Origin of the sequence: Shewanella sp. Scap07 (assembly GCF_013394145.1) — a bacterium.
Taxonomy (GTDB): Bacteria; Pseudomonadota; Gammaproteobacteria; order Enterobacterales; family Shewanellaceae; genus Shewanella; species Shewanella waksmanii.
The window spans coordinates 4,070,660-4,094,784 of the sequence record NZ_CP041329.1; the positions used below are offsets into that span (position 1 = coordinate 4,070,660).

General features: G+C 45.4%; 21 protein-coding genes. All 21 read right to left on the bottom strand.

All coding sequences use genetic code 11. From position 1 onward, the window contains the following. Positions 1–445 precede the first annotated feature (445 nt). Positions 446–1,300, bottom strand: coding sequence for an immunity 49 family protein (locus FLM48_RS17870; RefSeq protein WP_179025588.1), 855 nt, complete (start codon positions 1,298–1,300; stop codon positions 446–448). Then, positions 1,300–1,494, bottom strand: coding sequence for a hypothetical protein (locus tag FLM48_RS17875; protein WP_179025589.1), 195 nt, complete (start codon positions 1,492–1,494; stop codon positions 1,300–1,302). Before FLM48_RS17875 ends, FLM48_RS17870 begins: the two co-directional genes overlap by 1 nt. Positions 1,495–1,844: 350 nt before the next feature. Then, positions 1,845–2,696 carry an immunity 49 family protein gene (locus FLM48_RS17880; protein WP_179025590.1) on the bottom strand — a complete coding sequence of 284 codons (852 nt, stop codon included), beginning with the start codon at positions 2,694–2,696 and terminating at the stop codon, positions 1,845–1,847. Then, on the bottom strand, positions 2,696–2,881 hold the full coding sequence (locus FLM48_RS17885) for a hypothetical protein (RefSeq protein WP_179025591.1): 186 nt from the start codon (positions 2,879–2,881) through the stop codon (positions 2,696–2,698). The genes FLM48_RS17880 and FLM48_RS17885 overlap by 1 nt, the downstream gene beginning before the upstream one ends. A 361-nt stretch (positions 2,882–3,242) precedes the next feature. Further along, positions 3,243–4,097: an immunity 49 family protein gene (locus tag FLM48_RS17890; RefSeq protein ID WP_179025592.1), complete on the bottom strand. Its 855-nt coding sequence runs from the start codon at positions 4,095–4,097 to the stop codon at positions 3,243–3,245. Then, complete coding sequence (locus tag FLM48_RS17895; RefSeq protein WP_179025593.1) at positions 4,097–4,291, bottom strand: hypothetical protein; 195 nt, start codon at positions 4,289–4,291, stop codon at positions 4,097–4,099. The genes FLM48_RS17890 and FLM48_RS17895 overlap by 1 nt, the downstream gene beginning before the upstream one ends. A 361-nt stretch (positions 4,292–4,652) precedes the next feature. Next, on the bottom strand, positions 4,653–5,378 hold the full coding sequence (locus tag FLM48_RS17900; protein ID WP_179025594.1) for an immunity 49 family protein: 726 nt from the start codon (positions 5,376–5,378) through the stop codon (positions 4,653–4,655). Positions 5,379–5,503: 125 nt separating this feature from the next. Continuing rightward, positions 5,504–5,689 carry a hypothetical protein gene (locus tag FLM48_RS17905; RefSeq protein ID WP_179025591.1) on the bottom strand — a complete coding sequence of 62 codons (186 nt, stop codon included), beginning with the start codon at positions 5,687–5,689 and terminating at the stop codon, positions 5,504–5,506. Positions 5,690–6,050: 361 nt separating this feature from the next. Next, positions 6,051–6,905 (bottom strand): immunity 49 family protein, encoded by an 855-nt coding sequence (locus FLM48_RS17910; RefSeq protein ID WP_179025595.1) that lies wholly within the window; start codon positions 6,903–6,905, stop codon positions 6,051–6,053. Then, positions 6,905–11,704, bottom strand: a complete 4,800-nt coding sequence (locus FLM48_RS17915; RefSeq protein ID WP_179025596.1) for an RHS repeat-associated core domain-containing protein — start codon at positions 11,702–11,704, stop codon at positions 6,905–6,907. The genes FLM48_RS17910 and FLM48_RS17915 overlap by 1 nt, the downstream gene beginning before the upstream one ends. 1 nt (position 11,705) lies before the next feature. Then, positions 11,706–12,668: a hypothetical protein gene (locus tag FLM48_RS17920; protein WP_179025597.1), complete on the bottom strand. Its 963-nt coding sequence runs from the start codon at positions 12,666–12,668 to the stop codon at positions 11,706–11,708. Next, on the bottom strand, positions 12,665–13,792 hold the full coding sequence (locus FLM48_RS17925) for a hypothetical protein (RefSeq protein ID WP_179025598.1): 1,128 nt from the start codon (positions 13,790–13,792) through the stop codon (positions 12,665–12,667). Before FLM48_RS17925 ends, FLM48_RS17920 begins: the two co-directional genes overlap by 4 nt. A gap of 37 nt (positions 13,793–13,829) precedes the next feature. Continuing rightward, the gene (locus tag FLM48_RS17930; protein WP_179025599.1) at positions 13,830–14,120 is read right to left on the bottom strand and encodes a PAAR domain-containing protein; all 291 of its coding nucleotides are present in this window, start codon (positions 14,118–14,120) and stop codon (positions 13,830–13,832) included. A gap of 25 nt (positions 14,121–14,145) precedes the next feature. Further along, positions 14,146–14,505 (bottom strand): hypothetical protein, encoded by a 360-nt coding sequence (locus FLM48_RS17935; RefSeq protein WP_179025600.1) that lies wholly within the window; start codon positions 14,503–14,505, stop codon positions 14,146–14,148. Continuing rightward, positions 14,505–16,409, bottom strand: a complete 1,905-nt coding sequence (locus FLM48_RS17940; RefSeq protein ID WP_179025601.1) for a type VI secretion system Vgr family protein — start codon at positions 16,407–16,409, stop codon at positions 14,505–14,507. The genes FLM48_RS17935 and FLM48_RS17940 overlap by 1 nt, the downstream gene beginning before the upstream one ends. A gap of 71 nt (positions 16,410–16,480) precedes the next feature. Beyond that, a complete protein-coding gene (locus tag FLM48_RS17945) occupies positions 16,481–16,960 on the bottom strand; it encodes a type VI secretion system tube protein Hcp (RefSeq protein ID WP_028773305.1) in 480 nt (159 codons plus the stop codon). A 412-nt stretch (positions 16,961–17,372) separates the two neighbouring features. Further along, positions 17,373–19,973, bottom strand: a complete 2,601-nt coding sequence (gene tssH, locus FLM48_RS17950) for a type VI secretion system ATPase TssH (RefSeq protein ID WP_179025602.1) — start codon at positions 19,971–19,973, stop codon at positions 17,373–17,375. 25 nt (positions 19,974–19,998) lie between these two features. Next, positions 19,999–20,985 carry a type VI secretion system baseplate subunit TssG gene (gene tssG, locus FLM48_RS17955; RefSeq protein ID WP_179025603.1) on the bottom strand — a complete coding sequence of 329 codons (987 nt, stop codon included), beginning with the start codon at positions 20,983–20,985 and terminating at the stop codon, positions 19,999–20,001. Then, the gene (tssF, locus tag FLM48_RS17960; RefSeq protein WP_179025604.1) at positions 20,982–22,814 is read right to left on the bottom strand and encodes a type VI secretion system baseplate subunit TssF; all 1,833 of its coding nucleotides are present in this window, start codon (positions 22,812–22,814) and stop codon (positions 20,982–20,984) included. Before tssF ends, tssG begins: the two co-directional genes overlap by 4 nt. Continuing rightward, on the bottom strand, positions 22,811–23,311 hold the full coding sequence (tssE, locus tag FLM48_RS17965; protein WP_179025605.1) for a type VI secretion system baseplate subunit TssE: 501 nt from the start codon (positions 23,309–23,311) through the stop codon (positions 22,811–22,813). Before tssE ends, tssF begins: the two co-directional genes overlap by 4 nt. 26 nt (positions 23,312–23,337) lie before the next feature. Beyond that, on the bottom strand, positions 23,338–24,123 hold the full coding sequence (locus tag FLM48_RS17970) for a type VI secretion system accessory protein TagJ (RefSeq protein WP_179025606.1): 786 nt from the start codon (positions 24,121–24,123) through the stop codon (positions 23,338–23,340). Positions 24,124–24,125: the final 2 nt, after the last annotated feature.

Genomic DNA, 24,125 nt, shown 5'->3' on the forward strand with positions numbered 1-24,125 from the left:
CAACTTCTGAGCTTAACTCTAACTCCTCAACATCACTCAAAAGGGTGTTAGACGCAGCACTAGTACTTTCAGTGACTTCATCCGCTGTGTTTGGTGACTGCGTAATCTGAGCAACTTCAATCAAATTGGATTCTAATTCAGGTGTTATTTAGTTGTTAGGGCCTGCTTTACTAGTCTCTTTATCTTCAACCTCTATACAACTCAACCCTAGCGGATCGACCCAGTTAACAGTGATGTGAGGGTGCGCATATTGATAAGGATTCCCCAACTAAACCATGCGAACGCTTGGCTTATAGAACAGCGCGACAGGAAACAAGCCAACTCGGCTTATCTCCTGTCAATATCCTTATTGTTAAAGAACTCACACCACAATCCCTTGGTGCGATAGGGTCATAGTGACCACAAAGTGCTATCACCCAACCTAAAAACGAGTTGGCTAAAATCGTTAAAAATAGCGACCATCGATTAAAAAACGCGGTAGCGAATCACTTTCAACGCTGACCTCATTGCCACGGTCGTGCCACATGCACGCCATGCCCAGCAGTTGTAACGGGATAAAAGAATCTATTGGCACATGGTCTGGACCAGATTCTCTAATCTGATATTGCTCCTGGCGCTGTAGGTTCTTAGCCAATACTTCATTAAAGTCAAACCCTGCATTGGTGGTTAATGCAGCAAAGGTTTCAAGGTAGCCCATGGCGATATCGAGTGCCCAATCGTTACCCTGCTTCATCGCCATTGCCATACACTCATTAAGCAATGTCGGGAAATTACTGGTGCGATGGTGATAGGCCTGAAACACTTCGACTAATTTATAGGAAACTGGGCCAGCAGTAGTGGCACTTTGACGCATAGTCTCAACTGGGAAAGTCGCCAATGCCTCCATACTGTCAGTATCACGAGTTATCAAAGCCAAAAAATACGCGTCAAACCATTCTGATGGATTAATATACCCCTGCTCTAATAATCCCAAACCATCCCAGTTCACTTCCGGTAAGTCATAGGTTTTAAACGTTGAGGTTTTCTGTGGCTCGCGGGCACATTCAAAAAATGCCGCATACATTTTTGAGGCATACTTCAGCCCAGTTGCCGACTCTTGTTCGATGTCGGCAGTTTGTATCTCCCAAGTGAGCCAACGAGCGAGTTCTATATTCACTTCTGCAAAACGCAATAAATTATCTTTCCGTTTAACGATATTAATGGGTATTTTTTTTATCCGCCTATGAGGGGACGCTAGCCATTCTTCGAGCGGGACATATTTATCGAACTCGGGCTTATACGCTCTTTCAACCTTCATCATTAACCTGCTAATTTTGTTGCATCAATTTCAAATTCGGAGATGTTAACTGCGCCAACGCTTGAGCCTGTATCGGTTTTAACGATAGGCGTTTCTATGTGTAAATACTGAACCCTGTTACCATCATCCACTGCTTCTTCAATAGCCGCTGCAGCTTTTCTATCCGTTGCTGCTTTAGGCTCGCGATTATCTTTCATACTCTTGGTTATAGCTTCAGCATACTGAGTTGTACCCTGTTGGTAATCATAATCACCAATCTGTTTCTTACCTAAAGCGCTCTGGCGGCCCTTGTGTACACCGTAGCCCTACTAATGACTCAGCCTAGTTAATTGCTGCGTGATAGTGCCTGTATTGACAAAGAACACCTCTAGCTAACCCCGCGGACGCTTGGTTTACAAAACGGTGCAACAGGAAACAAGCCAACTCGGCTTATCTCCTGTCAATATCCTTATTGTTAAAGAACTCACACCACAATCCCTTGGTGCGATAGGGTCATAGTGACCACAAAGTGCTATCACCCAACCTAAAAACGAGTTGGCTAAAATCGTTAAAAATAGCGACCATCGATTAAAAAACGCGGTAGCGAATCACTTTCAACGCTGACCTCATTGCCACGGTCGTGCCACATGCACGCCATGCCAAGCAGTTGTAACGGGATAAAAGAATCTACTGGTGCATGGTTTGGGCCAGATTCTCTAATCTGATATTGTTCCTGGCACTGTAGGTTCTTAGCCAGCACTTCATTAAAATCAAACCCCGCATTGGTAGTTAACGCAGCAAAGGTTTCAAGGTAGCCCATGGCGATATCGAGTGCCCAATCATTGCCTTGCTTAACAGCCAATGCCATGCATTCATTGAGCAATGTCGGGAAGTCACTCGTGCGCTGATGATAAGCTTGAAACACTTCGACTAATTTATAGGATACTGGGCCAGCAGTAGTCACACTTTGGCGCATAATCTCAACCGGGAAAGTCGCTAATGTGTCCATACTCGGCTTATCTCGAGTAATAGCTGCCAAGAAATAAGCATCAAACCACTGCCCCGGATAAATCCTTCCAGATTCCAGTAACCCCAAACCATTCCAACTCACTTCCGGTAAGTCATAAATGTTAAACGTTGAAGTTTTCTCTGGCTCGCGGGCACATTCAAAAAATGCGGCATACATTTTTGAGGCATATTTAAGCCCAGTTGCCGACTCTTGTTCGATGTTAACAGTTTGTGTCTCCCACGTTAGCCAGCGAGCAAGGTCTAACATTTCCTCGCTAAACAACAGTAAATTATCGCGCCGCAGTACGATACATTCAGCCATTTCTTCACTAGCTTCACGAGGCGTCTCTAGGCGTCTATGCAATGATACTTTTTCGAACTTAGGTCTATATGCTCTTTCTACTTTCATCATTAACCTGCTAACTGTGTTGCATCAATTTCAAACTCAGATATTTTTACTTCACTCACTGCTGAGCCTCTATCGGTTTTAATAATGGGGGTTTCAATATGTAGATACTGTACTTTATTACCATCATCTAAAGCTTCCTCAATAGCCTCTGTCGCAATAACATCTGACTCGGTATCACTCTCTTTCATACTCTTGGTTATCGCTTCGGCATACTGGGTCGTACCCTGTTGGTAATCTTGGTCACCAATCTGCTTCTTACCTAAAGCGCTCTGGCCGCCCTTGTGTACACAGTAGCCCTACTAATGGCTCAGCCTAGTTAATTGCTGCGTGATAGTGCCTGTATTGACAAAGAACACCTCTAGCTAACCCCGCGGACGCTTGGTTTACAAAACGGTGCAACAGGAGATAAGCCAACTCGGCTTATCTCCTGTCAATATCCTTATTGTTAAAGAACTCACACCACAATCCCTTGGTGCGATAGGGTCATAGTGACCACAAAGTGCTATCACCTAACCTAAAGCTATTCTAAAAGCTCGTTAGCTAACATCGTTAAAAATAACGGCCGTCGATTAAAAAGCGTGGCAGTGCATCACTTTGCACTGTGACCTCATTGCCACGGTCGTGCCACATGCTGGCCATGCCCAACAGTTGTAGCGGTATGAATGAGCGCACGGGGGCTCTATCTGGACCGGACTCTCTAATCTGATATTGCTCCTGACGCTGTAGGTTCTTAGCCAGCACTTCATTAAAATCAAACCCCGCATTGGTGGTTAACGCTGCAAAGGTTTCAAGGTAGCCCATGGCGATATCGAGTGCCCAATCGTTACCCTGCTTCATCGCCATTGCCATGCATTCATTAAGCAGCGCAGGGAAATTACTGGTGCGATGGTGATAGGCCTGAAACACTTCGACTAATTTGTATGAGACAGGACCCGAGGTAGTGGCACTTTGGCACATAACATCAACAGGAAAACTGGCCAACGAGTCCATACTCGCGGTGTCGCGGGTTATCACAGCTAAAAAATACGCGTCAAACCATTCTGATGGATTAATATACCCCTGCTCTAATAATCCTAAACCATCCCAGCTCACTTCCGGTAAGTCATAGATTTTAAACGTTGAGGTTTTCCTTGGCTCGCGGGCACATTCAAAAAATGCCGCATACATTTTTGAGGCATATTTAAGCCCAGTTGCCGACTCTTGTTCGATGTCGGCAGTTTGTGTTTCCCACGTTAGCCAACGAGCGAGTTTTATCATATCCTCACTTATCATCAATAAATTATCGCGCCGAATAGCGATATCTTCGACTATTTCGTCAAAAGCTTCACGAGGTGTCTCTAGCCATTCCTCTAACGGGACATATTTGTCAAACTCGGGCTTATATGCTCTCTCTAGCTTCATCATTAACCTGCTAATTTTGTTGCATCAATTTTAAATTCGGAGATGTTAACTTCGCCAACGCTTGAACCAGTATCAGTTTTAACGATGGGGGTTTCTATGTGTAAATACTGAACCCTGTTACCATCATCCACTGCTTCTTCAATAGCCGCTGCAGCTTTTCTATCCGTTGCTGCGTTAGGCTCGCGATTGCCTTTCATACTCTCGGTTATCGCTTCGGCATACTGGGTCGTACCCTGTAGGTAATCTTGATCACCAATCTGCTTCTTACCTAAAACGCTCTGGCCGCCCTTGTGTACACAGTAGCCCTACTAATGGCTCAGCCTAGTTAATTGCTGCGTGATAGTGCCTGTATTGACAAAGAACACCTCTAGCTAACCCCGCGGACGCTTGGTTTACAAAACGGTGCAACAGGAGATAAGCCAACTCGGCTTATCTCCTACTCATATCCCTATTGTTAAAGAACTCACACCACAATCCCTTGGTGCGATAGGGCCATAGTGACCGCAAAGTGCTATCACCTAACCTAAAGCTATTCTAAAAGCTCGTTAGCTAACATCGTTAAAAATAGCGACCATCGATTAAAAAACGCGGTAGCGAGTCACTTTCAACGCTGACCTCATTGCCACAGTCGTGCCACATGCACGCCATGCCAAGCAGTTGTAACGGGATAAAAGAATCTACTGGCGCATGGTTTGGGCCAGACTCTCTAATATGATATTGTTCTTGGCGCTGTAGGTTTTTAGCCAATACTTCATTAAAATCAAATCCTACATTGGTAGTTAACGCAGCAAAGGTTTCAAGGTAGCCCATGGCGATATCGAGTGCCCAATCGTTACCCTGCTTCATCGCCATTGCCATACACTCATTAAGCAATGTCGGGAAATTACTGGTGCGATGGTGATAGGCCTGAAACACTTCGACTAATTTATAGGATACTGGGCCAGCAGTAGTGGCACTTTGACGCATAATCTCAACCGGGAAAGTCGCTAATGTGTCCATACTGTCAGTATCACGAGTTATCACAGCCAAAAAATACGCGTCAAACCATTCTGATGGATTAATATACCCCTGCTCTAATAATCCCAAACCATCCCAGTTCACTTCCGGTAAGTCATAGATTTTAAACGTTGAGGTTTTCTGTGGCTCGCGGGCACATTCAAAAAATGCCGCATACATTTTAGAGGCATACTTCAGCCCAGTTGCCGACTCTTGTTCGATGTCGGCAGTTTGTATCTCCCAAGTGAGCCAACGAGCGAGTTCTATATTCACTTCTGCAAAACGCAATAAATTATCTTTCCGTTTAACGATATTAATGGGTATTTTTTTTATCCGCCTATGAGGCGACTCTAACCTTCTTTCTAATGATATGTTGTCAAACTTAGGTTTATATACTCTTTCAACTATCATCATTAACCTGCTAACTGTGTTGCATCAATTTCAAACTCAGATATTTTTACTTCACTCACTGCTGAGCCTCTATCGGTTTTAATAATGGGGGTTTCAATATGTAGATACTGTACTTTATTACCATCATCCAAAGCTTCCTCAATAGCCTCTGTCGCAATAACATCTGACTCGGTATCACTCTCTTTCATACTCTTGGTTATCGCTTCGGCATACTGGGTCGTACCCTGTTGGTAATCTTGGTCACCAATCTGCTTCTTACCTAAAGCGCTCTGGCCGCCCTTGTGTACACAGTAGCCCTACTAATGGCTCAGCCTAGTTAATTGCTGCGTGATAGTGCCTGTATTGACAAAGAACACCTCTAGCTAACCCCGCGGACGCTTGGTTTACAAAACGGTGCAACAGGAGATAAGCCAACTCGGCTTATCTCCTACTCATATCCCTATTGTTAAAGAACTCACACCACAATCCCTTGGTGCGATAGGGTCATAGTGACCGCAAAGTGCTATCACCTAACCTAAAGCTATTCTAAAAGCTCGTTAGCTAACATCGTTAAAAATAGCGACCATCGATTAAAAAACGCGGTAGCGAATCACTTTCAACGCTGACCTCATTGCCACGGTCGTGCCACATGCAGGCCATACCCAGCAGTTGTAACGGGATAAAAGAATCTATTGGCACATGGTCTGGACCAGATTCTCTAATCTGATATTGCTCCTGGCGCTGTAGGTTCTTAGCCAATACTTCATTAAAATCAAACCCCGCATTGGTAGTTAATGCAGCAAAGGTTTCAAGGTAGCCCATGGCGATATCGAGTGCCCAATCGTTACCCTGCTTCATCGCCATTGCCATACATTCATTAAGCAATGTCGGAAAATTACTGGTGCGATGGTGATAGGCCTGAAACACTTCGACTAATTTATAGGATACTGGGCCAGCAGTAGTGGCACTTTGACGCATAATCTCAACCGGGAAAGTCGCTAATGTGTCCATACTCGGCTTATCTCGAGTAATAGCTGCCAAGAAATAAGCATCAAACCACTGCCCCGGATAAATCCTTCCAGATTCCAGTAACCCCAAACCATTCCAACTCACTTCCGGTAAGTCATAAATGTTAAACGTTGAGGTTTTCCTTGGCTCGCGGGCACATTCAAAAAATGCCGCATACATTTTTGAGGCATATTTAAGCCCAGTTGCTGACTCCTTCTCGATGTCGGCTGTTTGTGTCTCCCACGTTAGCCAGCGAGCGAGGTCTAACATTTCCTCGCTAAACAACAGTAAATTATCGCGCCGTAGTACGATACATTCAGCCATTTCTTCACGCGCTTCACGAGGCGTCTCTAACCATTCCTCTAACGGGACATATTTTTCAAACTCGGGCTTATATGCTCTCTCTACCTTCATCATTAACCTGCTAATTTTGTTGCATCGATATCAAATTCGGAAATGTTAACTTCGCCAACGCTTGAGCCAGTATCAGTTTTTGCGATAGACGTTTCTATGTGTAAATACTGAACCTGTTTTTTTCGCCAGGCAGCTTTCTGTATCGCCTTAGCGGCCTTTCTATCCGTTGCTGCGTTAGGCTCGCGATTGCCTTTCATACTCTCGGTTATCGCTTCGGCATACTGAGTTGTACCCTGTTGGTAATCATAATCACCAATCTGTTTCTTACCTAAAGCACTCTGGCCTCCCTTGGCCTCCACAATAATCACATCACCTTGAGGGTTTTGATAGACCATATCAAAGGTACCAGATACTGAACCTGAATTATCTAAGTCATCGGGATGAATCAGTTGATAGTCAGGATACTTGGCTTGCATCGCCATGTCGGCGGCTTTCTCGCCAATTTTAGCGGACGCTTTATTCACATTGGGGATCTGCTTGTTGTAGCCATCGGTACTACGACTGTGTTCATCACGAACCTGCATTGCAGCATCACGTTTATCGCAGTGTTGCTGCAAAGCTTGCTGCTGTTGCTCCGTTAGCTGATAAACCTGCTTACTACCCGCCACTTTTTGCGCTTCAACCAAGATACGGGCTGCATCTTCCTTAATCCTACCTTTTTCCGCCCATGCTTCGTTGACCAACTCACCATCAAACTCGTGCATTCCCGCAAATTCGGCAATGGATAGTTCTATCTCTTTGAACTTATTACCCATCTTGTGGCGAATGGTTAAGCTGCCACTTGCTTCATCCATTGATTGCCCAGTGTAGTAATAATTGAGGTTGTTGATACCGCCTGGCTTACATACCTTGACCTTACCTTTAGGGTCTGTAATGCAGGCGCTATCTATGGCACTTTGCATGATCTTATTTTTGGTTTGTTGATCGATACCCGCACCGACCAAGGTATCAAGCATGGCAGATAAGGTATCGCGGCCTTCTTTACACAGTAACCCTAACGGGTCGATCCAGTTAACCGGATTTGGCGCATATTGATAAGGGTTAATTCCACCAGCAAGGCCAATGGGATCTTGATTGATAAAGCGCTGTTGTTGCGGGCTATAGTATCGATAGCGGTTATAGTGTAACCCTGACTCGGCATCAAAATACTGACCTTGAAAGCGCAGCGGATTATCAAAACTATCTGCTATTGGTTGGCTATCTGCCGCGGCTAAACCAAATGGGTCTGCAAAATGTTGCCACACCCTTTTTCCTTGGCCATTTAACACGGTGCAAGGCGTACCGAGTTGGTCTAAGTGATACCAATATATCTGCTCGCTTTCAACACAGGCTATCGGTGAAAAACTATCAGGCTCATACAGGTACCAGCGATATTGACCCTGAGTATGCTCACCCACCAGCTGATCGCCATCCCACAAATAGTCGGTACGTGACCGCTCAGTTAATTTCGCTGTGCGACGACCCAACGCATCGTATTGATAGCGAGTGAGCTTGCCATTGTGGTTAATCTCTACTAATTGATTTAACCCGTTAAACTGGCGATATTGGCGTACTCCCGCAGCTGTAATGTGGGTTTGGTTGCCACTGTCATCGTAACTAAAGTGGCTATCAAATCGCGACAGCAACCTGTCATGTGACACGCTAATCGGCCTAGCCGCTGAGTTCACTGAGCTTTGGTGATGGCTGTTAGCAGCACTCGCTGATTGCGGGTTGCCAAAGCCATCCCACTGATATGCCGTTGATTCAATAATGTCAGCTTTACCCGCAACGCGGCTTTCGCGCTCTACTGCAACCAATTGATTAATTGAGTTATAGCTAAATCGGTCTGTCTGAGTATCTTCATCCTTAGCACTGGCAGAGGTTTGCCGGCATAGCAATTGCCCTTCGGCATCGTATTGATAACAACGAAATTCAACCTCACCAATTTGTTGATGATGCCAACGCTGCTCATTGAGGCGCGAAAAGCGGTCAAACTGTTGCTTTAAAGTCACATCGTTGCCCATTTTCTGGGCAACTAACAAACCAGCATCATCGTATTGTCTTGTCACAATTAATTTCGACTGGCTGTCTCTGCCGCTATGCGCAAGCGCCATACTTGCAAGCTGGGCATGTTCGTCGTACTCGTATTGAATAATGCTACCGTCAGGCAGGTGCATTGACTCTCTTAACCCCTGAGCGTTGTAGCGGTAACCTATCTTCCACGCCCCTTGAGTGGATTGACTGACCTTGCCATTAAGATGATAGGTCAATGCCAACTGGCTATGGCCGTTGTGCGCTTTTACTACTCGACCAAGCACGTCATAGTGAAAGTTGTTTTGAACACTCAAACTGCTAATAGGCTGGCTGGATTTGTTGCTCAGCACTACACTACTTTGCTGGACAACCCGCCCTAACAAGTCGCGCTTCAATGCGATATGGCGCATGCCGCTATCACTAATAGCGCTCAGCCTATCTGCTGCGTCATAAGTAAAATCTTGCTGGCGGCCATCAAAGCCTATTAGCTGGGTGATCTGCTCTGTTTTACTGTACTGCAACGAGTATTGCGCCCCGTCACTGCGGATAATTTGGGTCAAATTACGTTCGCTGTCATAGCAATATTGCAAACGACTACCATCTTCAAACTGCATTGCGCTAGGCTGAGCCAGCCCTTGATAACACCAACTTTTTCTCGATACCGCTTCATCACCCTCTTGTGCTGAAGCTATTACTGGCCGAGGTTTACTGCAATCATTAGCTTTATCGGCCCCCTTTTGGATTACCATGGTTGGGGTAAGCGCTGAGATCATTCGACCCGCAGTATCATACTCAAACTCAGAGACAATCTGCTCATGCTGGTGCTGTTGCGAATAACTGCGGTAGGCGCTCACTCTGCCTACTGTATCTCGAACGGTTTCGGTAACGATGCCATGACCATCAATACTGGCATTGATGCGGCCCATGCTGTCATAGCTATAGCGGGTTAAGCTAGCACCCTGTTGCTGCGCTAACAGCTCACCATTTGCGCCCCAAAAGTGGCTTTTTTTACGACCATATTCATCAACAAACTCTGTTAACTGTCCGTTATCGTTATAGCGATATTGGCGCTGGCGACCATCAACTAACTGCTCTGATAACAAGCGACCAGTAGCATCAAAACGCCGTAAGTGCTTTCCACCCAGTGGGTCAATTGTAACAATGCGCTGACCTAGCGCATTGTACTGGTATCGCGTCACCGCACCATCAGCTGCCACCAATGCGCTCAGTTGGCCTTGAAGGTTGTATTCATATTGAGTCAGCGCGCCCATAGCGTTAGTTTCCGCTATTTTACGCCCCAAACTATCGTAGCGATAACGGCTAATATGGCCATTGGCATCATGAAACTCTAATAGTTTACCTTGGGGGCTATGCACAAAACGTTCAGTGTTTCCCAAACTATCGGTACTGGTAGTCACACGGCCACTAGGGTGTGATTGGTAGCTAAAATGATACTGGTAGCTACCTTCATCTCCCCATTGCTTTATGCACTGGCTACTTGTCCCCTGTAGTTGCCACTGGAAATGATGGCTAAAGCCCGATGATCTGGTGCGTTTTTTTAGTAAAAAGACCACTGCCATATCCGGCTCTTCACTATCAAGATCACTGATTGAAGTCTCGCCAAACACATATTGATAGCGGTACTGCTCAGTTTCAGCTAAGTGATTTCGCGCGACGGTTAGCGCCCTATTAGCGTCATATCCATAGCGCGCTAAAGGTTTTGGTAACACCTGTTGCTTGCCTTCACCATCAACAAAATACGCTTGTACAGACACCAAACAGTCATAAGCATCGTACTGGAGGATGAGGCCACGATGTGGGGCAATTGAAATCGAGGTTAACCGCTGCTTTGTGTCATACTGCAAAGCAAAATATTGCCCTTGCAAATTACTGATCGTATCAAGCAACCAAGAGCAACCCGTGTCACTGTAACAGCGCTTAAACGTCCAGTGAGTGTCATCCGGTTTGACCAACACTTGTTTATCTTCAGCTTGATAAATCAGCGCTAAACCCGATGACAGTTGATAACTAGTTTGACCTATTTTGACTTGCTCAAAAACATGAACCCGCCCTTCATCATCCGTGAGCTCAAGCCAATGTTTGTCTTGCTGTTTGGGGCCGACTTTAGGCGCGCTCTGCACTTTTTGCTCAAGCTGCACACTAAAATTGTGGCGCCAGCCATATCCTAAGCCAACATTGGTATCAGCACGACTAGAACGATATAACCGGCGCCAGACCAAGGGCATGACACCCTCAATGTTAAAATCAACGAGCGGCAGGATTTCTTCACCTGAGAACATTGAAATAGGATCAGAGCGGCAAACTTGCTCATCAATCGCTACATCAGTTTGAGTGTAATTCGCTTGCTCACCGCTAGCCGGCTGCGGCTGACTTTGCTTGCCTTTAGGGCTTGCTTTTCCTTGGGGTTTATTACTGGTGCTAGCCCCCACAGGTGAGGCCACTTCGGTTGAAGTATGTAGACTAGCTTTAATGGACTCCACGTATACGTTGAGGAGCCCTTGCTCTATCGCCTTGCTCAATTGCATCGCGATGGATCTTGCGCCTAAGGCGCAGCTCAAGCCTATGGCGGCTAATAACGTTTGCCCATGCATAAGGGCATTGCGGTCTTTCGCCAAGTGGGGAGAGATTTCTCTTACCACACCAGAGTGCCCCGAGATCTCATTGGCTACAGCAAGGGTAAAACCTGATGGTTTGGGCTGTGATCTTGGTAAGATCATGACGTGCCGATGATGGCCCCGAAACAAAAACTGACTTATCGGCTCACTCATGTTAACTATTCCCTGTCCATGAATAGATGGCTAATCCATGATGTAAACTTTCAGATAATTCCAATTGAACCACGGTACCGGCAGTGCGTCCTTGCTGATAACTATGATAAATATGGATAAGGTTATACAACCCCGTCACCCCACCTAACTCTCCGGTGTAATAACCCGTTTGTACAACTTCACTTTGACGGTCGATGTTGTTCGCAAGATGAATATAGCCATCCAACCAGTCTTGCAATAACTTGGGTTCACCGTTACCTGGAGCATATAACTTAGCAACCGAACGACGATTTAAGAAGCTGGCAGCATCGTTAAATAGGCTACCTACGGCTTGTCGTCGCTGCGACAATGTCGCCAGTGCTTGCTGGGTAAACTCCACCGACAAACCACTATTTTGCAAACTGATCAATGCCAGTACTGCGCCTTCAGACGGCTGAACACCTTGACTGCTGTCAGCTGTTATCAACAGATTTGCCGCTGATAATTCAGCGATGTCATTGATCGCGGTATCGACTGCAATGAGTGCTACGCGATTAAGCCCTTGTTGTTGCAAAGCGCTTAGGCTAGCTAAAGCGATGGGAAGAGCCGCTCTGCCATAGGGAAATATTTGACTTTGCCCATGGGCAAAAAGCTGCGGGTAGTCTTGTTGCAGCTGATTCAACCAGCTCTCAATTAACTCAGGGCGTTCATTACTGCTTTCAGGTAACAACCAGAAAACTGGCACATCACAATGAAAGTCGGCATGCTGTTGCGAAAGTTGCTGTAATAATGGCCCAACCAAGCTGCTGATATGCTTAGCACTAGACTCAACAGTTTGTGACGGTTCACTATCAGCAAAAAACGCCGTGACATACCCCTCATCAACCACGCATGGCTGGGTTTCGACATAGGGCAAGTTAACCGCTGCTAACGAATTAGCCTCAATGCCGAGATTGAGTTTCACTTCATCAAGCACAATATTCATATGCGCCACTCAAGCATGTCGAAGTGCGGTGTAAATAGGTTGGGTTTTAGGCGCATACGGTGCAATAACCCTAACTTGCGATGTAGGCGACTGCCTCCCTGAATAATGTTGTCGATATTCGCCATCGTCACAGCTTGACCATCCAACATCTGAGTGTGACTGAAATCAACGGCTTGGTTCTGCCAAGCATCAAGTAACTTGGCAGCGTAATATTGCCAATGCTGGATTTGCGCTTGTTCATCGCTATCAAACTGCACATCCAGCGGCATAAAGTAGTCTAGTTTTTGCCCCAACAATAATCTTATCGCGGTAAAAGCCGCTGCCGCGTTTTCCGCAGACAACATGTACCGCGCTAAATACGGTATAAACTTGCTATAGCCACTTAGTGCCATGACCTCAATCACATAAGGTGTGTGACTCTCAGTTGCTGAAAGCATGTTAACCAGCTTGCTTGCCTCTAGCTCCGGTAGCGAGGTAATAAAGATCTCAAATAGGTGTGTTCCCATATATTGCAGTCGCGTAAATTGCTGCACGATTTGAATAAAGTTGCGCCCTTTATAGGTCAACACATCAAGATACAATAGGCTCAGCTCAGCGAGTCCTGGCAGATGTCGGAATTGCTGCACTAGGGCGTCTGATAAGCCACGCTGATAGTACAAATACAGCAAATGTTGATTAAATAATGCGACTTCATGCCGCGGATCTAGCGGAAACTCAACAACGGCAAATTGCTGGCCAAGATACAAACAAAAATGCGGTGCTAATTGTTGAATGCGAACATCAGTATGTTGATATAAACGCCAGACTAAATCAGGATAATGACTTGAATTCTTTGGCCAGTTAACTAATGCCATCAATTGCAAAATGACCATTACATCAGCAGCCTGATATATGGATTCTGCGTCATCTTTGGTAAAGGATGCTTCCAACAAGGCCATCACCTGCGTAGCAGTCGTTGCGGTGAGCAAATGAGGTTGTGAAGGCGGTGCATCGTTAAGCAGATCAATACAGGTCGCCAATGCCTGAGTATTGTCATTTAGGTTCTTTTGGGTGCTCAGCAATGTCAGGTTTATCGCCCGCCGCTGCGCTAATAACTCATTAAAGTAATTGTTAATATTAATCATCTTGGTTGGACATACATCAGTTACTGTTGATCGCGTATTAGCCGATAAGCACACTAGGATTTCCTGCTACGATCTTACCGCCATGAGCAGTGCTATCGCCCATACGTGCAGCGGGTTTGCCATTAATGGTGACGGAACTCGAACCAGCACTGATTGAATCTGGCGGGCCTACACACACCAATTTGTCTCCTTGACGAGCTGCGGGTAGCGAACTAATCAGTACATTGGGCGAACCAACGACAACGGGGCCCCCTACATGGGGCACAGGGCCAGGGTTTGTCTTAGGACAGACATGCATACTCGTTACTGTTGCTGCTGGCATTCCCATAATCACATCCTTGTTATTTGAAAACTTAGCTATCGCTACTTTCTAGCGGAAACACCAATAACTGCCGCTGCATCATCCCTGTGGCAAGATGCTCAAGCTGCTCATATTCATCTAAACTGTCAGCTAGGCTCTCCCCAGATAAATAGCTAACTAATTGCGATAAAATATGCGCACTGTTCTTCCACTGGTGTCGCTGTGACAAAAATTGCATCCCGTAGGTTGTCGCACACCACAAATCCATTCGCGGTGGGCTTAGCAGCGGGTCATCCGGTCGATCTACTGGTCGACAAATGAGATAACGATGACCAAACTGACAAAAGAAATAACGGCCTTTGCAAGCTGAGCCCCGTAAACCGACACCTGGATAAGTGATTAACTCCATCATCAGTTCAACTTAATCTGGGCAGCTTTTAAGGCAATTGTGGCACCATTAACTTTAACATCGGTGCCTTTCACTTTAATGTTGGTACCCTCAATACTAATTGCGCCGTCACTGCTAAGTTTGATACTGGCAGCCCCCGTTTTCAGCACGATCTCTTTACCGGCCTCAATGCTTAGCACCTTTCCAACCTTTAAGCTGTCATTAGTACCAATATCGGCGCTGCGATCTTTACCTACTGTTAGGGTCTGATTGTTGGCAATATCGCTGAAATTATCGTTACCAATAGTCAGGCGATCATCATTGCCTATGTCTGTCGCGCGATCGTTGCCCACTGTATCTTGCTGATCATGCTTAACATTCAGATGATGATCTTTTTCAGCTTGGATAAATAACAGCTCCTTACCTTTTTCATCATCAAAACGTAACTCATTGAAGTTATCTGCTCCGCCCTTTTTAGTGCTGCGCGTTTTAATACCGCTTTGTGTTTTCTTAGCCGGCAAGGCATAGGGTGGCATGAGTTCCGCGTTGTATACTGCACCACTGATGATTGGCTGGTCCGGGTCACCATTAATAAACTCAACCAGCACTTCCTGTCCCACTCGTGGAAAGAAAAATGCGCCCCATTTGTTACCAGCCCAGTTTTGCGCAACTCGGATCCAGCAAGAACTCTTGCCGTTAAACTCACCTTCGCGATCCCAGTGAAACTGCACTTTCACTCTGCCAAACTTATCTATGTGTTGTTCATCGCCGGCATCTCCGGTCACAATGGCAGTTTGAACGCCACTGATTAACGGCTTACGCAGTAAATTATAAGGACGATAGGCCGTAGCTTTAGGCACACACTCAAAGTCATTGTGATAAACCGCGCTGCTATGAGACTGACTGGCGCCAGATTGGTTAGGTTGTGTGGCGCTGGTACGCATCGCCGTCACGACAAAGCTCTGCCCTTTGTAACGACTGTCTTCATGGTCTTTGAAAGTAAAACATTGCCCAGTGGCAAAGCTGCGACAATCACTTTGCCCAGAGCACTTATGCATGTCTTTTTGTAAGGCTTCTAACTGCGTATTGGCATAAGGTTGCGGACGCTTATTTATTTCTGACTCACCCATATAGTCAAACACTTCCAAAGCCCCTTGCCCTGGAAGTTCCGCTTGTGACTTGCTACCAAGCGGAAATAAGCTGGGTTGTTCAAAATCGTAGCCTTTTTGTGCATAGGCACCACTGACCATAGATAAACCACCTTGCCAATGCACAACGTGCGATTCAGCTAAATGACCGGAATAACAACGCACTTGGTCTTCTGCACACTTTTTGTAGGCGGTCACATCATCAGCCAGCACTAATTGATGAGCTGATGCACTGTGTTCAAAGAAGTAAAAGATGCCTTCCTGCTGCAGCAAGCGCGCAACAAAATCGAGGTCTGACTCTTGGTATTGAACGCAATACTCATATTTGGGATAGGTCTTAGTGGTCTTATCTTGAAATGCGACACTATGTTGGCCAAACAAGTCAGAGATAATGTCTATCACCGACAAGTTTTGATAAATGCGGCAATTAGTGCGTTTTTGCATTAATGCAGCAGTAGGAACAATTACGGCTTGGTAGTCAATATAGTCTTCACTGACATCACTGGCAGCCGTTCGCATACCTGCTGATTCAATATGACTGACCACACCGTTAAAATATCGAACCGCGCCCGAAGAAAAAGCATTTCTTAAGGCAATAGTCACACTCTTACCGACTATGTTTGCAAGCGAGATACTGGTGCCAACGGCATACATTGACACGGTAATAGAAAACAGCTGAGAAATCGCCTCATCAGCTGACAAATGTGTAAGGTATAATGCATCCTTCCCTAGCGGGGTCTGGATACTAATAATGTTGTTTGCCTGTGTCGCCTTTAGCATTCCTTGCCTCAGTAAATCTTTATCAAAGCCTTGGAGCGCATTGCTCCAAGACCTTTAGATCGCAAATGAAATTACATTTGTTGACCTTTAACGCCACTGTAGCCATAACGCAGCGCAGCAGTAACATTGTTCTTATCATCGGTAGGCGTCACAGCCATCATCATTTCCGTGTAACTAATTGTGATAGTTTCAACAGGACGATCGCCTTGAATTGATACGCTATAGCTAGAAATCATCGCATCAGTTAGCTCGATCTGCATGATCTCTTCGATCTTGTCACCTTGTTTAGTGATATGGAAAACCGCTTTTTTACCTTTACCAATCGTTGCTTCTTCAAACAGGTAAGTTGATGCATTGTCTTGTAGCTTAGTAATCGTCACATCACCTAAGCGAGTAGAGCTAGCTTCACGATCTTGCGCTGTACCAGTGAAAGAAGAGAGTTCACGGCTCACATTCCAGTCAACTGATAAGACAGTAATCATGTCTTTATATTCTTCTGCCGTTGTTTCGCCTTTAATTCCTTCATAATCTAAATAGGTATTCGCTTGCATTATTAATGCTCCTTGTGCGTTAAGTTCATCCATTATTGGACAGGCTAATTAAAGTTTGAGTTAACAAACAAATTGAATGCAAATTTAATTTACATTTAAATATACCACTCAATTAAAAAGATACATTTAAATGATAATACGATGATCATTCAGGGCGAAGATTATAGTAAAAAAACACCAAATTCAACGATAACACCGGTAAAAACCCAAACATTTAAAATCATTTAAAATCAGATGCTTAGATAAATTAAAACAACTGTAAATCACAGCGGTAGCACTTAAGTGCTACCGCTAACAGTTTTCAGTAAAACTTTGCAACTAGTAATAGGTAAAGACAATTTAAAACTGACTAAAGACAAATTAACCCAGCTTTAAAATAGATACGCACTTAATAACTATAAAATCAAAAAAACTATACCTTATATGTAAAGCCATCATTATTAACGTCAATTTTAACCGAACTAGATTTTTTATTTGAACTGGTCTTTTCCAACATTTTAATTGACAGATCTGGCAGCAATGTTTGCTGTAAAATATTATGAATATTTCTCGCACCAGAGCCGGCGTCCTGACACATAGACACAATTTTGTCGATCACATGCTCGCTGTAACTAAATTGCGCTTGATAATGGTCGTGCAGGCGAACACCAACCCTGGCCAGCTGCAACTCGGTAATTTGATTTAACATGGCGGAAGTTAACGGCACGTAAGGCACCACATTGATTCGGCCTAAAAATGCCGGTTTGAAATAACTGAGCAAATCGTCATGAAGTGCTTTTTTCAATCCTGCGATAGTTGGCGTAGTATTTTCATCCTCAAATAGCGACATAGTGGTATCTGTGCCAGCATTAGAGGTCATAATGATGATGGTATTTTTGAAGTCGATATCTCGGCCTTCACCATCTTTTATCTGACCTTTATCAAATACTTGGTAGAAAATGTCTTGCACGCCTGGATGAGCTTTCTCCATTTCATCGAGCAAAATGACGCTATAAGGTTTACGACGAACAGCCTCGGTCAACACTCCACCTTCACCATAGCCCACGTAGCCTGGAGGCGATCCCAATAGCAAAGAAACTTTATGCTCTTCTTTAAATTCAGACATGTTGATGACTGTAAGGTTATCTTCGCTGCCATAGACTTGCTCAGCCAATGTTAGCGCCGTTTCGGTCTTGCCTACGCCACTGGGACCTGTGAGTAAGAACACACCTATTGGGCGCTTTTCATCTGCTAGCTGCGCACGCGATGTTTGTACCGTTTTGGCAATGATTTCCAAACCGTGGTCTTGACCCACCACTCGCTTAGCCATGTTATGTTGTAGCGACAAAATGGTATCAATCTCATCCTGTTGCATTTTACCCACTGGAATACCGGTCCAATCAGATATCACCTCAGCAATCAGTTGTGAATCCACTTGCCAGTGGACCATGGGTTGGCTAGTTTCAGCTAACGCTTGCTTGATTTGACTAAGTTCCATCAACAGCGCTGCGCCGTTTTCCACTTCATCAGCTTGTAACAGCTCAATCAGTTCCGCAACGCGCTTAACTTGCTCAAGTTGTTGTTGCCATAACACCTCAAGTGGCTTAAGTTGTTGCTGCGCAGATTTGAGCTCACGTTTTAGCTGACGGATTTTTTTGGTGTGATTTTCACCAGTTTTGACTTCACGTTGCAGCAAGGCGATTTGGGTATCGAGTTGCGTTGCTGATCGCTGTAACGCCTCAATTGGACCCGGCGTTGAAGCTTGACTCATTGCCACTCTAGCGCAGGCTGTATCGAGCAAACTCACGGCCTTATCAGGCAACTGCCTTCCAGTGATATAACGATGGGACAATGCCACAGATGAACATAGGGCCTGATCAGAGATTAAAATACCGTGATGCTGCTCCATCACTGGTAATAGGCCGCGCATCATATACACAGCCTGCTGCTCAGAAGGCTCTTCAATTTTAACAACCTGAAAGCGACGCGTTAATGCGGCATCTTTTTCAAAGTATTTCTTGTATTCAGCCCAAGTAGTCGCGGCAATCGTGCGCAGTTCACCCCGTGCCAATGCAGGCTTGAGTAAGTTAGCAGCATCATTTTGCCCAGCAGCACCGCCACTGCCGATCATGGTATGGGCTTCATCAATAAACAAAATAATCGGCTGTGCCGATTGCTTGACCTCATTTATCAAGCTCTTAAGACGATTTTCAAACTCGCCTTTCATACCCGCTCCGGCCTGTAACAACGCCAAATCTAATACATGAATAGCGACATTTTTTAAGGCATCAGGTACATCTTGTTGGGCGATTTTAAGTGCTAACCCCTCTACAACCGCAGTTTTACCAACGCCGGCTTCGCCGGTCAGTATCGGATTGTTCTGCCGGCGGCGAGTCAAAATATCGATCATCTGCCGAATTTCATTGTCTCGGCCTAATATAGGGTCAACCTTGCCTGATTTTGCTTGGGCGGTAAGATCTTGAGTAAATTGCGCAAGACTCGGGGTTGCAGACTGTACTTGAGCATCGGTTACATCACTCGAGTTAACCGGCTGCTGCTCATCTGACAAGGCATTGAGCTCAGGCCAACTCATTAGCAACTTAGCACTGTCTATATTTAGCAGTTGTTTTGCTGACCGAGACACTAAAGCACTTAATGAGTCGTCCTGCAGTAAAGTAAATATCAAATAGGCCGATCGCATGGCGTTGTCGCCAAACTCGATACTCGTATTGAGCCAAGTTTGACGCAATAAATTGACAATATGAGGTGATAGGCTTGGTGCTGCACTATTGCCTGTTTTGAAGCCCTCTAAGCCTCTTCTTAGTTCATCCGTCAGTTGGTTTTTGTCAACGCTGAAGTGATTACAAATAAGCGTAATATCACCTAGTTCGCTTTCCAACATTGCCAATAACCAATGCTCTATCTCAACGGTAAATTGGCTGCGGCTATGACAAATACTCGCGGCCGACTCTAATGACCGTTTACAACTCGGGCTCAGTTTTTCAACTAACTTACTCAGTGTCATCGCTGACATAATCGCTAATCCTTTAGGTGTGAGTTTAAATCGATAATGTTTGTGTTGTTTGCGATTGGCATGGGCGACTCATCAGGCTGCAGCCCAATCCCAGACCAAGACCTTGGCGTGATAGTTGCGCCACAGGCACCTGATTCATACTGACATTCAACTGCAGTTTAAATTGAGTCGTGTTACCAAGGTATTGACCAATAAGCTGCTGAACCAAGCGAGTTTTGTGCTTACCCGGTAAATACTCAGCAGCGATATCTTTATCTGTAAAGCTAAGGGTAATGGTGACAGCCGAGCTGATATCCCAAACCCGCTGACCAAGACTTGCATCTAAACCCAAGCGGGCATATTGCCCTTCAGGGTTACAGCGCCCACCTAACCGGGTTTGATCTTGAAGCGACAATGTTAGCCATCGACCTTGAAACTGCTGCACATCAACATCGCCCTGGGTAAAGTCCATCAGCATATTGGCCAGTCCCTGAGCAGAAGGGGATGAGCGACTTTGAATACCGGCATAATAGGCCGACAAAGAGTCTGGGCCGCTAAAGTGTTTTAATACCTTTGAGAAAGCATCAGTTTGTTGCTGGCCACCCGCTTGGTAGCTCACGCTAAACCGGTACTTCTCCCATGCCCGGTAGAACAAAGAAATTAAACGGTGATTGAAGAGATCATAAAAATCTTTCATACCGGTATCTTTAAGCTTGAGTCGCGCCAAGACCATTTCACTATAATGCTGCGGTAAGGCTCCGCTGGGACCCGTTAGCCCCATAAATGAAATATTCATATCAATGGCACTGCACTGGGCATTATCAGATTCTCGGAGGTCAACGCCGCTGATTGGTTGACCAGGAAAACCCAGATGCTGATCGACTTTAAATCGAATGAGTTCTTGAGCAGGTAAACTATCACGCCCAACACAGTGATAGCGGGCCTTATCATTGGCGAGCTGACGTTCGACTTGATACACAGCTTGATAAAAGTCTTGTTGAGTTGGCGCATCAATTAACTGGCGTAACATCATAACAGCGGCCTTATACCAGCCCTTGCAGGCCAAGTGTAATATCGCTGATCTTGGCCAGTGAAACGCAAACTTAAACGCGTAAAGCTATTGATCACTGCAAACTGAGCAAAGAAGTGATCAAGCACAGTGCAGAAGAAAAATACCCCAGCACCGGCATAGTGATCTTTGGTAAAAGTGACCTCAATATCGCTACCGGCACAAAAACTGACTCGACCTGCTTGTGCCACCCGAGCTGTAGCGGCACTCACCTCAACCGCAACAATACTTTCTATCAGGGCCTTATTTTCTGGTGACGCTTTAAAGTCATAGAGTTTCAGCGTTTCTTTGAGCTGTTTCGTCGCTTCTGGACCACTAAAACTATCTAAACTTAAATGACTGACAAGTTGCCATCGGGATGCATCCGACAACGCCGGACGGACTGGTAAAGTGGGCGCGTGTAAGCACTTCACTTTCTTAATAATGTCCGCTCTTTCAGCAATGAACATTTTGGGTTCATCAGTACCAAAAGGCAGATGCGCGGCTAAATTGCGATTACTGCACAATGCCTTAGCACTCAATACCCAAGTTTCGTTTTCGCTATTCGCATCAAAGCCTTTAAAATCTTTATCAACCAGAGACAAGAACAGTTCAGTTCCCTGCTCGGCATAACCCCCCGCCCAACTCGCCGCTTCTCGGCGCACGTGCCAGAACAATCTGTCTTGGCCTAAGTAAGCTGGATGCGATTCACCATAAAATGGACTCACCTTGACTTTGTTGTCGGCAGGGTCAAAAGCGGAAACCTCATTTACCGCAATGATTTCAGATACTTCAGCATCTAAATAGCGAGCCTGTAATTTGTACTCGTACTGCGCAGAGTCCACGCTAATGGGTTCTAACTCTTGCTCAAAGAGGTTAACGACAGGCGTACAGCCCAGTAAGAAGTGACCGGCATTAACTTGTTTTTCTAAGTCCTCTGCAGAAGCCTTAAAATAAAAATGCAGCTCAAACTCACTGCCAATGTGCTGCCAGCAATCACTAAGATCAACGATATCAACAAACAGAAATTTCTCGGCGAAGGTGAAATTCTCCACCAGTAGTCGGTAGCCTGAAGAGGTCCGTTGGCTATAAGGAACCACTTGTTGCTGATGGTCAAATCCCACGGCCTGAATATGACGCTTTTCAATATACTTAACCTGGTTGCAGTCCCCCTTAGGTGAAATCGCCATACCGATACAGTGCTCAAATAACATCTGATAGAGATGGTATGTTTGATGCGCTTGGCCATTGAGGAAAAATCGCAATCGATCGATTGAGAGTGTCGACATTGAAACTTCATCAAACTCACCCGTGATGGTCAGTTTTAAGCTAGATTTAGCATGGTCATTCCATATAGGTTCCGGCGCATTAAACGGGGCATTCTCAAACTGGGCATCACTGACATCTATTGGCCAAAGCTGAGTGTCGTAACAGGTTTTAAAGTGACAAGTTTTCATGCCTTCAACTTGCGTATCAACCTGACTGCCGCGAGCTAATAAAACCCCAGTTGTTGACACATTTTCTGTCTCAACTTTAATGACTGACATTGAAGGAATAGGCGCTTGATAGTCCGGATACAGCTGCCCTAACAGGGCTTCGGTCAATTCAGGAAAGCTATCATCGAGTTTCTGTCTAATTTGGGCAGTGAGTAACGAAAATGCCTCAATAAGCCGAGAGACATGGGGATCTTCAACATGCTCATCACTTAACCTCAATCGGCCCGCTAGTTTTGGGTATTGCTCAGCGAACTCAGCGCCCATATGCCGAATAAAAGCCAGTTCTCGATTGTAGTACTTCAGTAACTCTTCGTTCAAAACGCGGCCTCATTGACTGTCATACCTAGGTGTACAGGTTCGACTTCAGAATCAAACGTAATGTACTCGGGTTCGGGATCGGCATATAACAAGGCATTGATCCGCAGGCGTAAAATCCGGTCCAACGGCTGTTCGTTGTCCATGGTTTCTACCAGCACTTCAATAAAGCGCGGCTCAAATCGTTTGATCGTTTCCGCAACTTGCTGGCACAACAATTGACGGCCTTCAAGGCTAGCAACAGCCATACTAGAAAAGTCATTTAAGCCATAATTGAGAAGTGAAGCATCCAGCTCTTGGTAATAGTCTGGCCACTGTTGCCACTGAATTTTGGCATTGAGTAGATTCTCTAGGTCACGACGGACATTGCTGCGTAATTGCTGCAAGTTCAGACCTCGATGGCTATCTTTCACATCGGCCGAATCGGGATCGTCATCAATCAAGCGATCGAGAATTGAAGCCTGAATATGGGGTGTCGCTGACAAAGGTTTGCTGCTCATCAATCTGCCTCTACATCATCAAAATACTAAGCAGCTGCTGACAGTTTGCTGATGGCACTTAAAGGCAGCGCTGCATTGTCAACAAACCACATTTTCATGCCGCGACCCGTCATCACATCGGTGGCGGATTCGTGCCAATCTGTTTCACGGCCCAATTTTTGCGAATCAGTTTCACTGGTTGCATACACCACAGGAATATGGGCCTCGCCACAGGGGCCATTTTTAATCGCAATATCTACTCGTCGCCATACCTGCTCAACTAAGGAAGACACGGGTTTAAAATGGATGTAATCAATCTCAGATAGCTGTGCAATGTAGTAGTGACCGTCTGTACCAAAAATCTCCACAAATCCGCCCAGCGTGTCATCCAGATCCCGCACCTCCTGATTAGGTTGATCATTAATATTGATTGCAATGGCAGGCCGTGCTTGTTCAAGCGCGATGGCCCCTTTACTCACTTGCTCTGGTTGACCTTGGTTCAACTCAACTCGTAGCTTCATAAAAGCCTCACTATGGCCATCCACTTCACTGAACAACTTAGGCACACTTTGGCCAGTTAGGCTGTCTTGGCGAGATTGAGCTGCCCGCAGTAATTGACGTAGGTTTGACGCGCCAATCAAGAAATCAGGGTGTTTTTGCACAATAAGGTTCAACTGTTTATCAGCACGCTCATACTCGCCACTGATACACAGCAGTTCAATAAGTGTACTTTTCAAATCAGGGTTAAGCGGATCATCTCTGAGAAGCTGTTCAATGTATTCAATAGCCTGAGTTAATTTAGCTTCTTGAATCATCTGTTTAACGATTTCCATGT

What these genes read in the sequence shown, in the direction of transcription:
- FLM48_RS17925 (WP_179025598.1), bottom strand. Translation starts at nt 13,792, where the DNA reads ATGATTAATATTAACAATTACTTTAATGAGTTATTAGCGCAGCGGCGG.
- tssE (WP_179025605.1), bottom strand. Translation starts at nt 23,311, where the DNA reads ATGAGCAGCAAACCTTTGTCAGCGACACCCCATATTCAGGCTTCAATT.
- FLM48_RS17920 (WP_179025597.1), bottom strand. Translation starts at nt 12,668, where the DNA reads ATGAATATTGTGCTTGATGAAGTGAAACTCAATCTCGGCATTGAGGCT.
- FLM48_RS17870 (WP_179025588.1), bottom strand. Translation starts at nt 1,300, where the DNA reads ATGATGAAGGTTGAAAGAGCGTATAAGCCCGAGTTCGATAAATATGTC.
- tssG (WP_179025603.1), bottom strand. Translation starts at nt 20,985, where the DNA reads ATGATGTTACGCCAGTTAATTGATGCGCCAACTCAACAAGACTTTTAT.
- FLM48_RS17905 (WP_179025591.1), bottom strand. Translation starts at nt 5,689, where the DNA reads ATGAAAGAGAGTGATACCGAGTCAGATGTTATTGCGACAGAGGCTATT.
- FLM48_RS17910 (WP_179025595.1), bottom strand. Translation starts at nt 6,905, where the DNA reads ATGATGAAGGTAGAGAGAGCATATAAGCCCGAGTTTGAAAAATATGTC.
- FLM48_RS17930 (WP_179025599.1), bottom strand. Translation starts at nt 14,120, where the DNA reads ATGGGAATGCCAGCAGCAACAGTAACGAGTATGCATGTCTGTCCTAAG.
- FLM48_RS17890 (WP_179025592.1), bottom strand. Translation starts at nt 4,097, where the DNA reads ATGATGAAGCTAGAGAGAGCATATAAGCCCGAGTTTGACAAATATGTC.
- FLM48_RS17915 (WP_179025596.1), bottom strand. Translation starts at nt 11,704, where the DNA reads ATGAGTGAGCCGATAAGTCAGTTTTTGTTTCGGGGCCATCATCGGCAC.
- FLM48_RS17895 (WP_179025593.1), bottom strand. Translation starts at nt 4,291, where the DNA reads ATGAAAGGCAATCGCGAGCCTAACGCAGCAACGGATAGAAAAGCTGCA.
- FLM48_RS17945 (WP_028773305.1), bottom strand. Translation starts at nt 16,960, where the DNA reads ATGCAAGCGAATACCTATTTAGATTATGAAGGAATTAAAGGCGAAACA.
- FLM48_RS17940 (WP_179025601.1), bottom strand. Translation starts at nt 16,409, where the DNA reads ATGCTAAAGGCGACACAGGCAAACAACATTATTAGTATCCAGACCCCG.
- FLM48_RS17880 (WP_179025590.1), bottom strand. Translation starts at nt 2,696, where the DNA reads ATGATGAAAGTAGAAAGAGCATATAGACCTAAGTTCGAAAAAGTATCA.
- FLM48_RS17935 (WP_179025600.1), bottom strand. Translation starts at nt 14,505, where the DNA reads ATGATGGAGTTAATCACTTATCCAGGTGTCGGTTTACGGGGCTCAGCT.
- tssH (WP_179025602.1), bottom strand. Translation starts at nt 19,973, where the DNA reads ATGTCAGCGATGACACTGAGTAAGTTAGTTGAAAAACTGAGCCCGAGT.
- FLM48_RS17875 (WP_179025589.1), bottom strand. Translation starts at nt 1,494, where the DNA reads ATGAAAGATAATCGCGAGCCTAAAGCAGCAACGGATAGAAAAGCTGCA.
- FLM48_RS17885 (WP_179025591.1), bottom strand. Translation starts at nt 2,881, where the DNA reads ATGAAAGAGAGTGATACCGAGTCAGATGTTATTGCGACAGAGGCTATT.
- FLM48_RS17970 (WP_179025606.1), bottom strand. Translation starts at nt 24,123, where the DNA reads ATGGAAATCGTTAAACAGATGATTCAAGAAGCTAAATTAACTCAGGCT.